Below are 13792 nucleotides of genomic sequence, written 5' to 3'. Positions count from 1 at the left end.
AAATTTATTTATTATGCCCTCTCAGAGAAAAAGAATTGGGTTTTTGCCGAGTGAAGAAGTTCACAGTATTATTGATAAATTATGTAGCGCTAATGAATTTAGTCAGTCAAAAGTTACTGGATTATTGGTTGAAGAAGCATTAAGGTCTAGAGGAGTATTAAGCGAGTCAAGTTCTTCTAAAACAAGTTATAAATTGGATTTCTTTAATGATTCCTTTGAACAAAAACATTTTTATGAAAATAATAAATCACCAAGTAATAGTGATTCTTATACAGTAAATAAAGAATTATTTTCCTATGATATTAAATTGATGCATGAATATATAGAGTTTAAGTACTTTAAAAAAATCATGAAGCAAAATAAGGATATTTTAGGAAATTAAGTGTCACACTTTTAATTCTCTTATGCATTAGCTTTTTTTATGTGGGAATTAAGTAAAGTATTTTGAAAATATTTCTAAACAATTGCTAAAAAATGCGATCCCACTATTGAATGAATCTTTAAAATTAAACGGACTAAATCCTCGTGGAGAAATAGACTTTAGTCCGCTTTAAAAAAATAGCAAGAAAATAATATTAAGCCAATTAAATATTTAGATTTATATTTCCTTTCGATCTTAAATTGTAAGTTTAAAAGCATCTTCTTTAATGCCAGTATCTGAATTAAATTAAGAAATACAGGATCAAATATGTGATCTTCTTGAAAATCTGCTGTTATAAAGAGAAACTTAGGAATAATGATATGAGTATTTTGCTAGATAAAATAGTTAGACAGTATGGAGAAGAAATAATAACTAAATGAAATGTTTTTTAATCCTACTATTTGGTGTTCTTTCTTTACCAACTGTTGTCTATTGCTCTAATTCAAATAATCAGCGAAAACTTATAGTTACGTCAGAAAGTACTAAAGAATTTATCTCGTTTGAAAATACCTTAAAGATAATTAAGAAGTTAAATATTTGCATTTTAGTTTCCTGATTATCTTAATCAAAGTGAAGAATTCTTTATTTTGCTTATTTTTGTAAATCTTTTGACCCCTAAATTTTTCAAATTTAAAAGAAATATTCTGTAACTCTAAAATATTTTTATGTTTTCTCAATAGGTGCCATATTTAAACCTTTGCTCACAAGTTGCTCATGATATAGCTCTGCCTGTTCAAGATTCCCTCTCCATACTTCCGCAGAACCTAACTTGTCAACTTTTATGGTTAGATCCCATGCTTTTTTTTCATTCATACCTGGGATTATCTTCAGAAGACAATTAACGACATGTTGAAAAGTGTTAAAACTATCATCAAGAACTATTAACCTTGCTTCTGGATAATCTGCTTTTGCTTTCTTTGGTTCTAAGACTGTACTAGGTGAACTGAACATAATAATTGTTTTGCTTTATAGAGTATTTTATAAATTACGCTTAGGCACCTTCATCTCAAAGTATATGGTAATGTCTCGAGCGTGACTTGAACACGCGACCTGCGGGCTATGAATCCGCCGCTCTAACCAGCTGAGCTACCGAGACATGAAAATATTGTAAAACATTGTTTGTACTTAATTACCATTTTGAGAATTTATTTGTTTATGAGCCTCATATATAGCAATCCCGCATGCAACAGACAGATTTAAACTCCTAACACCTTTCTGATCATTTTTTCCAGTTTGTAAATTTGGCATAAATATTGATATTAAAAAGTCGCTTTTATTAATAACATAATCTGGCAAGCCTGAATCTTCTCTTCCAAATAGCAAAATATCATCTTCCTCAAATTTAAAATCCTTCAAATAAATCCCATTTTTTTTACTAAAAGAAATTATTCTTTTTGTTGATTTTGAATCTAAATACTTATCAAAATTTCCGTACTTATTAACAGTAACTAGAGGCCAGTAGTCTAATCCTGCTCTTTTTAAATATTTATCTTCTAGTTTAAAACCTAAGGGCTCTATAAGATTTAATGGAATGTTAAAAGCAGCACATGATCGGGCAATATTACCTGTATTTTGTGGGATTCTGGGTTCAAAGAGCGTGACTTCCAATTTTAAGTAGGTATTTCTAAACTTATGTCATCTATTTTGATTGCTCTGCCGTTTATTGCAAGCCAATTATCTTTTGATATTTTAGTTATTCTCTTTTGCAGCTCGCCGATTCTTTCAATATAAGTATTACCAATTTTATATTCTGAGACCAGACTCCAACCTACTTGCTCTCCAACAATAAACGTTATGCTTTTTCTTTTCTTTAACAAAATTATTAGTGATTGCATTTTGGTTAACCATTCATTATGTTCACATTCAATACTTTCCATAATAAATCCACCAATAGAGTCTATTAATAATGGACCATCTTCTTTGATTAATGTATTTAATAGATCTGTTGTCTCAATTAATTGCCAATCTTTTGGCCTTCTTTTTCGATGTGAATTAATTTTTTCTTGCCATTCTTTATCATTGAGATTGTTTTCTGATAAGGCAACATATGATAATTTCTTGACTTCCTTTGCTAAATATTCTGCAAATTCACTCTTTCCACTCTTTGTTCCTCCTGTAATAAAGATGATATTAGATAAATTATCGCTAAGAGTTGAATCCTTGGCATTCATTAATTCTCTTTTATTTAGAGAAGTACCACCAAGTTGCTAAAGGAATAATCGTAGCAGCAATTAATAGACCAATAACTATATAAGTAGCTGTTGAACTTGCAGTATCATTTGATCTCATGACGTTAAAATTTGGATCAACTACTGGGTTATCAATAGATGAAGGCTGACTTTTTTCGTAGTTGATGATATTCTTTTGTTCAGTGACAACAAATAGTCTATTTATATTGCTAATACTATCTGCAAATGCTGTTAGAGGATTAAGGATAAATATTAAACCAGTAATGATAGAAGAAAGTAGATATTTATTTATGTTTAGTTTCATTTTAAGAGTTTTGATTAATTATATATTAAAAACTATATTTTTGAGTATTTTAAAACTTACTAAACAATATAATAATTGCATAAATTAAATAGAATTCACATATCTTATATATGGTATTCAACGGTAAGTCTTTAATATTAATCGGGATAATACTTTTTATTTTTCAAATAGCAAATTTCTTTTCAATAGAAACAGTTACACCTGAGCTTGAAAGAGCACAAGTACTAGCTGCAATAGCTTCATTGATTATTATCTTGATAGGTTTCTTATTTAAACAATTTGAACCTTTAGCTGGTGAGAAATCAGATCTTAAAGGAGAAAATAAGTTTTTCTACGACAAAAACATCCCGGCTGAAGTTATTGATGAACTTGCATGGGGATCTGAAGCGATATTAACTTCTACTGCCGCAGCAGCAATATTAATTCATAACGATGGAGTAAATATATTGAGAAGAGGAATTATTTCAAGTAATGAGTTTAAACCCGGAGTAACATGTCTAAGATCAATAAAAGATATGAAATTAATATCATTAGCAAATACTAAATTCTATCCTGGAAGAGATGAATTTTATAATTTCTGTCCCGATATTCCATCTATTTTAGTTGTCCCGATAAATACTAAGGCTTTTATCTTGATAGGAGGTTGGAGCCCAAAATGTTTTACTAGGTCTGATGAAAAATGGATAAATAACTGGTCAAAGAAAATTAATAATATTTTTTCAAAAAATAATATTTAAAAATAGATTGTTGAGCGAACTCTTTTATCCTTTGCTTTAAAAGTTACTGATTCTGTTTCAAGATTATAGTAGGCATTCTCTGATTTTATTTCATATTTATTCTCATTACTATCATCTTTAATTATATATTTTACTGGATTAAAAAATTCTATTATGTTATCTGAATCCAATATGGCTTTGGCTGAACTTAAGATAATGTTTTTATTTTCAAATCTTATATTTCCTTCTAAAAGATAGTTAGAGCCTTCTATATTCCAGGAAAAATTATCTGCATATAAAATATCCTCATCTAACTTAAGAGTTTTTAATTTTACATTTCCATTTAATTGCAGGAGTTTATTTTTCTCTGATAATGTAGATTCATCTGAATAAATAATATATTTAGTTTCCTCACCGTTAAAAATATCTATTGTAGTGTTCTTTAGTTCGAATTTTAAGTCATTATTATCATAACTTGAGTATGGACTTGTTATAGAAAATATTTTATCTCCTCTCTTAGAGAAAATATTCATATCTAAACTGTCTATTTTCTGGATTACTTTATATTCTTCAATTACATTAGGAGCACATCCAAGAATAACAAATGGAAAGAAAATTATTAATCTATTTATGTTATTCATACTCAAGCTTATTTATTATTGGAGTGGGTTTAGGAAGGCTAGAGTTACTAATTAATAATCCCCATTTTAATTGTTGTTTCCAAGGAATTTCTTCTTTGTATAAAGAACCTAGTTGTTCATTTATTTTTGATGATAATTCTGGTAATAAAGGTAGTAATAATAATCCTATTATTCGTGTACTTTCTAATACGTTGTAAATAATTTCTTTAACAATAGGCAATTTATCTTTCTCTTTTATTAATAACCATGGTTGATTATCATTTAAATATAAATTTGTATTAATAGCTAGGCTAAGCGCTTCATTAGCGGCTAGATCTAAATTGTATTTATCAAATTTATGAATATAATTTTCTACCGCATTTTTAGCAAAATTCTCTAATTTTTTTTCACTTAATGTCTTTTCATTATTAGGCACTTTATTATCAAACCATTTTCTAGACATAGATGATGTTCTATTTAGTAAGTTGCCAATTGTATTGGCTAAGTCATTATTGATAATGTCAACAAATCTTTTATCTTGAAAATCTCCATCATTACCAAGTGCTATATCTTTAATCAGGTACCACCTTACAGGATCATTTCCATACTTAGAGAGCAATAGGTCAGGGTCGAGTACATTTCCTAAACTTTTACCCATTTTTTTACCTTCTCTGGTAAGGAACCCATGTCCTAAAACTTTTTTAGGAACTTTCATACCAGCGGAAATGAGCATTGCAGGCCAATAGACGGCATGAAATCTAAGTATATCTTTACCAATTAAATGAATATCAGCTGGCCATCCTCCATTAATTGATTTTTCCAATGAATGTTCTGTCGAATCAGAACTGATGGCACTTACATATCCAAGTAAAGCATCAAACCATACATAAAAGGTATGGTTATCGTAATCAGGGACAGGAATTCCCCATGTGACATTTGTTCTTGAAATTGAAAAATCCTTTAAACCTCTAGAAACAAAATTTATAATCTCATTCTTTCTTTCTATTGGCTCTATAAAAGAAGGTTCGTTGATTATGTTTTCAATTTCTTTTTGATATTTCGAGAGCCTAAAAAAGAGATTCTCTTCATTTTTCCATTCTAGATTTTTTTGATGTATGGGGCACTTATATGTTGATGAGTTTTCTGGATTATCTTTAAATTCCTCACAACCGACACAATACCATCCTTTTTGAACTCCCATATAGATATCATCTGATGCTTTTACTCTTTCATAAAATTCATTAACAACAAATTCATGATTTTTTGAACTTGTCCTTATAAATTTATCAAAGGATATATTCCAATTTTTCCAATTAATATTAAAAACTTCTGAGATTTCGTCACAATGTGATTTTGGTTCAATACCCTTTTCATTAGCTGTTCTTTGTATTTTCAAACCATGTTCATCAACACCTGTGATGAAAATAACATCTTCACCTATAAGCCTTTTATACCTAGCGATTGCGTCACAAATTATTGTTGTATATACACTTCCTAAATGTGGTTTATCATTAACATAGTATAAAGGTGTAGTAATGACAAAAGTCATAAAGCTTTTTTATTAATACTAACAGATATTTTTTAAACTAATAACAACCTATTATATTTATAATATTATTAATAAATAAACTCTAAAAGATTACTATCATTTTTATTATATTTAACTTTATATATTTTATTACTATATATTTCTATTGATATAAAAAGAGTAATAAGTATTTCTAGTGAATAATCTGGAAAATAAACCAAAGCAATATTTCTTTTATGATTAATCCACTTGACGAAGATTATTTTATAACAAGATTTTCTTTCATTCATAAAAAATAATGTTAAATACTTAAATTTATCATTTTTAAAAATATTATTATTTTCTGTTTGTCTATTTTTTGAATAATCAATAATCTTAGAGATTGAATTTATACTTAGAGGTTCGTAATTATTAATTTTATTATATACTTGTCTTTGAATAATCAAATCAAGGTATCTTCTTAATGGCGAAGTACATTGTACATACATATTAAGAGCTAATGATTCATGGACTCCGGGCTTAGTTGTTATATAACTTCTACCCATATATTGTTTTAATATTATATATTTAATTTCACTATCATTGTATCTATTAAGTATTTCAGATGGATTACAATTTAATTTCTGAATCCTAAATGCAGCCGCTAAAGTATATTTATCTAAAAATAAACTTGTTACATAACCCATTAATATCATTGATTCTGCAACAATAATTTGTGATATCGTTTTCTCTAATTTATTTAGTACAACTTTATCCTTATATAATTCAATTTTACTATTAGGACTTTCGAAAATAATTGCTCCTTGTTTCTTTCTAAATGTAATACTTTTTTCTAATAACTTTTTAATCTCAATTAATTCTATTTCTTCTTTAGGTTCTAATTCTAATATTTCATTTGCATCTTCATATGTTAATTGATATTTTGGTTTGATTATTGCTTCTGTAATTTCATAATTATTTATTGATCCATCGTCATTGAATTCTATTGCTGCACTAATAGTTTCCGAAATTTTATTTTGAGCTAAATTTGCCTTTTCAAGAATATCTTTAGGTAGCATTGGGACATATTGATCAATTAAATATAAACTGCTATTTCTTTTTCTTGCATCTAAATCAACATTAGAGTCATGCAAAAATAACTTGCAAGGATTACTAATATGTATCCATAAATTTTTTATATTTCCTTCTTTTATTTCTAATGAAATAGCGTCATCAACCTCATGTGGATTATCAGAGTCAATAATATATGTTTTTAAATTAGTTAAGTCTTTCAAATAATTGAGATATTAATTATAGTGCCAACTATACTCAATATGAAATTAACCTTCAGGATTTACGAAGGGTAAAAGAGCTACAATTCTGGCTCTTTTTACAGCTAATGTAAGATCTCTTTGTTGCTTAGAGGTTAAACCTGTCATCCTTCTTGGTAGGATTTTACCCCTCTCAGTTATGAATTTCTTTAGTAGTTCTACATCCTTATAGTCAATAGGATCTCCAGGTTTAATAGGTGATAATTGTTTTTTAAAAATTGAATTAGGCATGATTAAATTTGATTTAATTTGATTTAATTTAATTTAATTACTTTATTTCTTTGTGAATTGTCATTCTGTTTAAATGAGGATTAAACTTTTTTAGTTCTAATCTTTCAGTTGTATTTCTACGATTCTTTTCAGTAGTATATCTTGAGACACCATTTGATCTCTTAGGATCTGTGCTTGTCCTAGCTTCAGTACATTCAAGGGTCACTACAACTCTTGTCCCTTTTTTGGCCATTTTAATTAATACTTTATTGTATAATTTTCTATTGTACATCTTCAACAAACTTTTTTGAAGATATATCCAATTGTTTTATCATCATTGATTAAAAAATATATATGAAAGTTTCTCAAAATTGGTTGAAAAATTTAGTAGAAATTTCTTCTACTCCTGAAGATCTCTCTGAGAAATTGTCAATTGGTGGTTTTGAGGTTGAATCATTAGAAGATTGTTCAGAAAATGTAAATGGTGTTGTTTTAGGTAAGGTCTTATCTGTTGTAAAACACGAAGGATCTGACAAACTATCAATTTGCCAAGTCGATATTGGTACTAAAAAAAATTTACAAATTATCTGTGGAGCGCGCAATATTAAACCAAATATTTATGTTTATGTTGCTACTGTCGGTGCGAAATTAAAAGCAGTTAATTTAACTATTAAAAGAAGTGAAATTAGAGGTGTTATGAGTGAAGGAATGATATGCTCTCTGCAGGAACTAGGATTACAAGACTCTAGCGAAGGGATAGAGATCATTGATGAAGATTTAGCCATAAAATATGAATTGGGCACTCCAGGGGCTGAATTACTTCAATTAAATGATTTTATTTATGATTTAGCAATTACTGCTAATAGACCTGACGGAATGTCGGTTATGGGGATAGCCCGCGAAATTTCAGCCCTTTTAGAATCCACATTAAATTTTCCAGAATTAAACCATAAATACAATATTCATTTACTTAAAGGAAATAAACTTTGCCCAGAAGCTATAACATCTGATTGCATTTATACAATAAGCTGTATTGATGGAGTTAATGGAGATATATTTTCGCCAACATGGCTTAAAGACCGTATAGAAAAATCAGGAATAAATTCGATTAATCTCTTAGTTGATTTAACAAACTATATTCTTTTAGAACAAGGACAACCTTTGCATGCATTTGATAAAGACAAACTATCAAAATTAATTGGGAAAGAAGTTTCTCCAGAAGACTTCTCTGTACGAAAAGCCAAAGATAACGAAAGCCTTGTATGTTTAGATGGTAAAAAATATGATTTAAATGAAAATATTACAGTAGTTACTTGTTGCGACAAACCTGTTGCTATTGCTGGGGTTATAGGTGGTTTAGAGTCTTCTGTAACCAATACTACCTCTTCTATTTATCTTGAAGGCGCTGTTTTTAATCCAGTTATTATAAGAAAATCTTCAAAGGCTCTTGGAATTAGAACAGAATCTAGCAGCAGATATGAAAAAGGTATTTCATCAAAAAATACATTAAGTGCAGTTACCAGAGCAATTAATCTATTAGAAGAATATTTTTCTATTAATTTACCAATCATAAATGCTTCGAATTTAAAAAATGATGAGGATATTTTTGTTAAATTAAGGAGAAGTCGAATACATAAGATTCTTGGTCCATTAATCATTAACGATCAATTAGAAAAAAGAAATTTATCTGATTCTGAAATAGTTGATAAATTAACACTTATAGGTTGTACTTTAAAGAGTAAAGAATATGGATGGGATGTAGCAGTAATTCCTCATAGATCACAAGATTTAATAAGAGAAATAGATTTAATTGAGGAAATTGCGAGATTAATAGGTTATGACAGATTCGACTTGAACCTTCCTAATCCAATTAAGCCTGGAAAATTGTCGCCAGAACAGTTGGCATTGAGAAAAGTAAAAAATGGTTTTACTGACAATGGTTTTAACGAAGTACTTACCTACTCTCTTGTTCCAGAAGATAAAGAAACACTTATAAAGATTTCTAATCCTTTGTTACTAGAAACTAGCTGCCTAAGAGATAATATCTGGAAAGAACATTTGGAAATTGTAAACCGTAATATAAAAGCTGGACAAACAAGTTGTTTTATATTTGAAATTGGAAATATTTTTCATAAGAATACTGAGTTCATTCAAGAAGAAATTCTGAATGGTGCAATTTATGGCAATAGAGAATTTGGAAAATGGGCAAATTCTGGTAAAGATAATGATCTTAATTATTATCAGGCTAGAGGAAAGTTAAAGGAAGCCTTATCATGTTTGAATATAAAAATTGATGATAAACCAACTGATGCAATAGATTTCCTACATCCAGGAAGAACAGCAAAATTAATTATTGAAGGGAAAGATGTAGGTTATTTTGGTGAAATTCATCCCAAATTAATACTAGAGAAGAAGTCATTAAAAAAAGTTTATTTATTTAGCATAAATGTAGTTAACCTTTTGGGAGCTAGTACAAGAAAAAATAAATGGATTCCAATATTTAAGCAATACCCAATTGTTCCGAAAATAGAAAGAGATATAAATTTTGTTTTTAATAAGAAATTTTTAATTAGCAATATAAAATCACAGATAAGAAAAACAGGTAAAAATCTCCTTGAGGATGTAAGTTTAATTGATGTTTTTGAAGATATTAAACTTGGTAATGATCATATAAGTTATACATTTAGATTAACTTATAGAAATAAAGATAGAACATTACTGGAATCAGATATTACATCAATACATTCAAATATTATTTCTAATATAGAAAAATGTTTTAACACCAAATTGAGGAATTGATTGTATACATAATCTTATATGAGACTAGAAACTAGTCTAGTTATAATTCTCATATAGGATAATTAATAATCCTATAAAACTAATTAATGTTGTAATATAAACTATATGATCTATCTACTCTCATTATTGTTATCTTCAGTGTTATGGGTACAGGTTCCCCAATGGTCAGACGATTGGTCAAAATGTTCTGTAGATGTTCCTGATGCTTCATGTCATTGGTACATAACTGCACCTGATAACACTTTTGGAGAAGGGTTTGATTGGGCTAGTGCTCCTTGGTTTGACGCAAATGGATTAAGTGATGTTCCCAGCATTGATAAGCAAACTGCTATTCAGAAGCTCCAGAGTAAGTAGTACTGTCTTTAAGGCAGTACATATAGATATAAAACTCTTTAATAGCAAGACTTTCTAGGCCTTATTAATTTCTTGGACATCGAAAGGACATGGTTTAATGATTTATTATTCAAATTTTAATTTTCTTGGGTAATAAATAGATTGAGTGTGATTTATCCAAATTGAAAAATTAATTTATCTTGCTTATCTATTATGAGACTATATAGTAGACTTATGGTAAGTCTCATATAAGATGGACTATACATTAAAATTTTTATTTTTTAAAAGTAATTCTATTTTAATTTCATTTATACATAATTATTTTTTCCATTAATTTGAATAAAAATAATTGAGGAAAATTAAAATTTAATTCTTAACATCTGTCTTGTATGAGACTATTAACTAGACTTATAAATAGTCTTATTTGAGAATTAGTATACTAATTTCTATATAGATTTTTTAGCAATTGATACGCTTCATTTAATTTTCTCATTTGATCTGTTGATCCTCCAGCATCAGGATGCGTCTTTAAAGCTATTGATTTATAGGCATCCCTTATTTTACGGAACGTATGTGCGGATCCTGCGGATGTTGATAAATTCAATAATTTAAGTGCTCCATGTACTGTCATTGTTGAGTCTAAAGTTTCAAATGAATTTGATCTATTATTTCGCTTAAATCTACTTACAAACCTTCTCATAAGTGTTGGTATTCTTTTTATCAGATCTGAAGTAGCAAAAGGGTCTTCTAAAACGCCAATCATTAATAAAACAATTTCAAGAGATGGATTTTTCTTTATCCAAAATGGGCATAATTCTGACATTAATTTATTGGCTGCACTCCACGTAAAGGGTAGATTTTCAGTTCCATCAAGATTTGGCCATATATCCCTTTCAAACCAATCAATCGAAGCTTCTACTACATGATCATTAGGAACTGATCCATATAATGTTTTCCAATGACTAATTAACTCAATTCGACATTTTATTAATTCAGTTTCTTTAATTGTATTAATTTGTATATCATTAATATTCTCTTTTAATTTTTCACTATTAATACTTCTTCTTAGATTCTTTACTTTTTTTTCAACAAAATTCGGAAGGCTTATGTTTAAGTTGGCTTTTTTATTATATTGATTGTTATTTGTAAATCTTTTATTCAAAGATATCTCATTAACTTCTTTTTTTACGTCTGATTTAATTAATACCAATGCAGTATCTTCATCAATATTTAAATTTTCATTATTATTATTCTCGTTAAAGTCTATTTCTTGCTGTTGGTTCTTAGGTAGTAAATCATCTTCTTGAAGAAGTTCTTTAAGTATCTTTTCTATTACAGGTCCTCTTGCTCTAAATCCCCACTCTTTTCGTAATTGATCAAACCTGGAAATTAGTTCCTCAGGTAAATCAATTGAAATTCTTTTTGTATTTGAATTTTCAGAAATATTCAATAATACTTTCTTGAATAGTATGGAATTTATTTAATTTTATTCAAAAAAAATTGAAAGTCCATACGGAATATTGTTTTTAAATTAAAACCAATTTATTTTTTTTGTCACAAGTCAATTAAGTCTCTTTTTATAATAAAAATAAAAAAAATGTTTAATTGTTATTTCAAGTCATCTAAAGAGAAAAAGAGTTTTTATCAACATAAGAAATTAGAAATGCTCAATTATATTAAGGATTCACTTGAACGTAAAATTGCCTCCGTAACAGCATCTATAGAAGTTCTTGAAAGCCAAATAAGCAGGGATAAGGATGTTGAAGTAACTAACTAGTATTCAAACAAAACTTTCTAGAAGTTTTTCAGGGCCAAATTTCTTTAAATAATTAATATTTGAATTTTCAGTTACTAATAAATATCCTGCAAATCCTAAACCATTAATACTGAAACCATGAATATGATCATTTTTTCTTTTTATAATGGCGATCCATTTATTAGTTATTAAAATGTTGTAAGGATATATCGGTTTCTTATCACTAATAGGGTCCCCAAGTCCTAATTTCTTGCATAATTCTAAGTAATATTCAAAAAGACATGATGGATTTTCTAAAAAATTAAATTTGGATACAACAATATTTTTTTTAAGCTTACTATCTAGATCTTGATATGAGTTCATCTCTAAAAACCACTTTTCTCTAGGGCATGATTTCTCACCTTTCGATCTACGCAGAAGTTGAAAATGCCTGTGAGGTTGACTTGCTCCCGCAATTGGAGAACTATTGAAAAACCATAATCCACTAGTATCTTTATTAACTTGTTGGATCGCTCTCCAATCTTTAATATCTAACCATCCATTTTGAGGTTTCCATTCATTTGTAATAAGTAAAATATGACCTTTTTGTACAGGGTACTTATTTAATATTAATTGATGATTATCACCAATTTTATCAATTTCTAGTATCTTTTCCCAAGGACAAAATGGATTTTGCTTAGGACCATAAATTTTTCTTTTATTAAATTTTGAAGTATCGAGTTTCCTAATTATGAAGTCGTCTTTTTCATATAAATCTCTTGTAATAATATCAGTTTTGAGAGGATATAATGATTCATCATCAATTGATAATCGAGTTTGTTCTAGGGCTTTTTTCCAATATATTTCTAAACTCATTTAAAAAAATTTATCATTATCATTTTAAAAAAAAAAATAAACTTGTAATTACTTTTTATTAAATTGATATTCTTTCAATTTTTCCAGAGGTACTGATTCTAAGACTACAATATTCGTTGATTCTAATATGACTTTTGGTGCAAGACCGTCTAATAATGCTTGCTTCCACCTATCAAGACAAATACACCAATGATCACCATCCTTTAGTCCTGGGAAGGAATAAATAGGCATGGGAGTTATTAAATCATTACCTTGTGATTTACTATATTTCAGGAAATTATCATCCATTACACAACATATGGAATGATTCCCTCCATCATTTTTGTCATAGTTGCAAAATCCATCCCTGAACCACCCTGTCATAGGTGCGCAACTACAAATTTCAATTTCTTCTCCAAGGACATTTAACTGATTTTGATTATTTATGGTCATAGACTTTTTTAATAATAATAAAACACCAACATTTCTTTAAAAAAGGTTGACGAGTATGGGGGGTAAGGAGGTAATAATTCTAATAAGGTTTTTTTCATTATGGATTGGGACTTTACTGAAAACATAGCATTTAAAGCTCTTTATGAAGCTTTTAAAAATAGTGATGAAACTTCCGCATTAGAATTTTTATCTAGTGATGGTGCTTCATATTATCTTGAGTTAACACAGGATGCCGCAGGTGAGGGACTTGATCTGGGTGATAATGAAACGATGGAAGAACTACAGGAAGAAATTATTGAATATTTAGAAAACAACTAAA

Annotated in this window: 17 protein-coding genes and 1 tRNA gene; 5 read left to right on the top strand and 13 right to left on the bottom strand. The window is 28.4% G+C overall.

What is annotated here, in order from left to right; genetic code table 11:
- Positions 1-13: 13 nt before the first annotated feature.
- The gene (locus tag SOI86_RS01930; RefSeq protein ID WP_320681935.1) at positions 14-382 is read left to right on the top strand and encodes a hypothetical protein; all 369 of its coding nucleotides are present in this window, start codon (positions 14-16) and stop codon (positions 380-382) included.
- 702 nt (positions 383-1084) lie between these two features.
- Here SOI86_RS01930 and clpS read toward each other — a convergent pair.
- The 5 genes from clpS to SOI86_RS01905 form a co-directional block, all read right to left on the bottom strand.
- Entirely contained in the window at positions 1085-1372 is a 288-nt protein-coding gene (gene clpS, locus SOI86_RS01925) for an ATP-dependent Clp protease adapter ClpS (RefSeq protein WP_320681934.1), read from the bottom strand.
- A gap of 71 nt (positions 1373-1443) precedes the next feature.
- Positions 1444-1517, bottom strand: a tRNA-Met gene (locus tag SOI86_RS01920).
- Positions 1518-1546: 29 nt separating this feature from the next.
- Positions 1547-2029 (bottom strand): tRNA (cytidine(34)-2'-O)-methyltransferase, encoded by a 483-nt coding sequence (locus SOI86_RS01915; protein WP_320681933.1) that lies wholly within the window; start codon positions 2027-2029, stop codon positions 1547-1549.
- Between the two features lie 2 nt (positions 2030-2031).
- Positions 2032-2592 carry a bifunctional adenosylcobinamide kinase/adenosylcobinamide-phosphate guanylyltransferase gene (locus tag SOI86_RS01910; protein WP_320681932.1) on the bottom strand — a complete coding sequence of 187 codons (561 nt, stop codon included), beginning with the start codon at positions 2590-2592 and terminating at the stop codon, positions 2032-2034.
- Positions 2593-2602: 10 nt separating this feature from the next.
- Positions 2603-2914, bottom strand: coding sequence for a fusion glycoprotein F0 (locus tag SOI86_RS01905; RefSeq protein WP_320681931.1), 312 nt, complete (start codon positions 2912-2914; stop codon positions 2603-2605).
- 110 nt (positions 2915-3024) lie between these two features.
- On the opposite strand from SOI86_RS01905, the gene SOI86_RS01900 reads away from it, so the two are divergent.
- Positions 3025-3651, top strand: a complete 627-nt coding sequence (locus tag SOI86_RS01900; RefSeq protein WP_320681930.1) for a cofactor assembly of complex C subunit B — start codon at positions 3025-3027, stop codon at positions 3649-3651.
- On the opposite strand, the gene lptC is transcribed toward SOI86_RS01900, so the two are convergent.
- The 5 genes from lptC to rpmG all read right to left on the bottom strand — a co-directional run bounded on the left by lptC (position 3648) and on the right by rpmG (position 7551).
- Positions 3648-4271: an LPS export ABC transporter periplasmic protein LptC gene (lptC, locus tag SOI86_RS01895; protein WP_320681929.1), complete on the bottom strand. Its 624-nt coding sequence runs from the start codon at positions 4269-4271 to the stop codon at positions 3648-3650. The two genes, SOI86_RS01900 and lptC, sit on opposite strands and share 4 nt — an antisense overlap.
- The gene (metG, locus tag SOI86_RS01890; protein ID WP_320681928.1) at positions 4264-5799 is read right to left on the bottom strand and encodes a methionine--tRNA ligase; all 1536 of its coding nucleotides are present in this window, start codon (positions 5797-5799) and stop codon (positions 4264-4266) included. The genes lptC and metG overlap by 8 nt, the downstream gene beginning before the upstream one ends.
- 68 nt (positions 5800-5867) lie before the next feature.
- A complete protein-coding gene (locus SOI86_RS01885) occupies positions 5868-7052 on the bottom strand; it encodes a ribonuclease catalytic domain-containing protein (protein ID WP_320681927.1) in 1185 nt (394 codons plus the stop codon).
- A 45-nt stretch (positions 7053-7097) separates the two neighbouring features.
- Positions 7098-7319 carry a 30S ribosomal protein S18 gene (gene rpsR, locus SOI86_RS01880; RefSeq protein WP_002806014.1) on the bottom strand — a complete coding sequence of 74 codons (222 nt, stop codon included), beginning with the start codon at positions 7317-7319 and terminating at the stop codon, positions 7098-7100.
- Positions 7320-7356: 37 nt separating this feature from the next.
- A complete protein-coding gene (rpmG, locus tag SOI86_RS01875; RefSeq protein WP_002805540.1) occupies positions 7357-7551 on the bottom strand; it encodes a 50S ribosomal protein L33 in 195 nt (64 codons plus the stop codon).
- 101 nt (positions 7552-7652) lie between these two features.
- Between rpmG and pheT the strand changes: the two genes are divergently transcribed.
- The gene (pheT, locus tag SOI86_RS01870; protein WP_320681926.1) at positions 7653-10097 is read left to right on the top strand and encodes a phenylalanine--tRNA ligase subunit beta; all 2445 of its coding nucleotides are present in this window, start codon (positions 7653-7655) and stop codon (positions 10095-10097) included.
- 105 nt (positions 10098-10202) lie between these two features.
- Complete coding sequence (locus SOI86_RS01865; protein WP_320681925.1) at positions 10203-10451, top strand: hypothetical protein; 249 nt, start codon at positions 10203-10205, stop codon at positions 10449-10451.
- Between the two features lie 418 nt (positions 10452-10869).
- Here the strand turns inward: SOI86_RS01865 and SOI86_RS01860 are convergent, their stop codons facing one another.
- From SOI86_RS01860 to SOI86_RS01850, 3 genes are all read right to left on the bottom strand, one after another.
- On the bottom strand, positions 10870-11880 hold the full coding sequence (locus SOI86_RS01860; RefSeq protein ID WP_320681924.1) for a molecular chaperone DnaJ: 1011 nt from the start codon (positions 11878-11880) through the stop codon (positions 10870-10872).
- Between the two features lie 330 nt (positions 11881-12210).
- Entirely contained in the window at positions 12211-13041 is an 831-nt protein-coding gene (locus SOI86_RS01855) for a DUF4922 domain-containing protein (protein WP_320681923.1), read from the bottom strand.
- Positions 13042-13089: 48 nt separating this feature from the next.
- Positions 13090-13473 (bottom strand): DUF2237 family protein, encoded by a 384-nt coding sequence (locus SOI86_RS01850; protein ID WP_025923183.1) that lies wholly within the window; start codon positions 13471-13473, stop codon positions 13090-13092.
- A 99-nt stretch (positions 13474-13572) separates the two neighbouring features.
- Here SOI86_RS01850 and SOI86_RS01845 point away from each other — a divergent pair, with 99 nt between their 5' ends.
- A complete protein-coding gene (locus SOI86_RS01845) occupies positions 13573-13791 on the top strand; it encodes a hypothetical protein (RefSeq protein ID WP_320681922.1) in 219 nt (72 codons plus the stop codon).
- Position 13792 lies beyond the last annotated feature (1 nt).

It is taken from the genome of Prochlorococcus sp. MIT 1314, from assembly GCF_034093315.1.
GTDB classification, from domain to species: Bacteria; Cyanobacteriota; Cyanobacteriia; order PCC-6307; family Cyanobiaceae; genus Prochlorococcus_A; species Prochlorococcus_A marinus_Y.
This window is presented reverse-complemented; position numbering and strand designations above follow the sequence as displayed.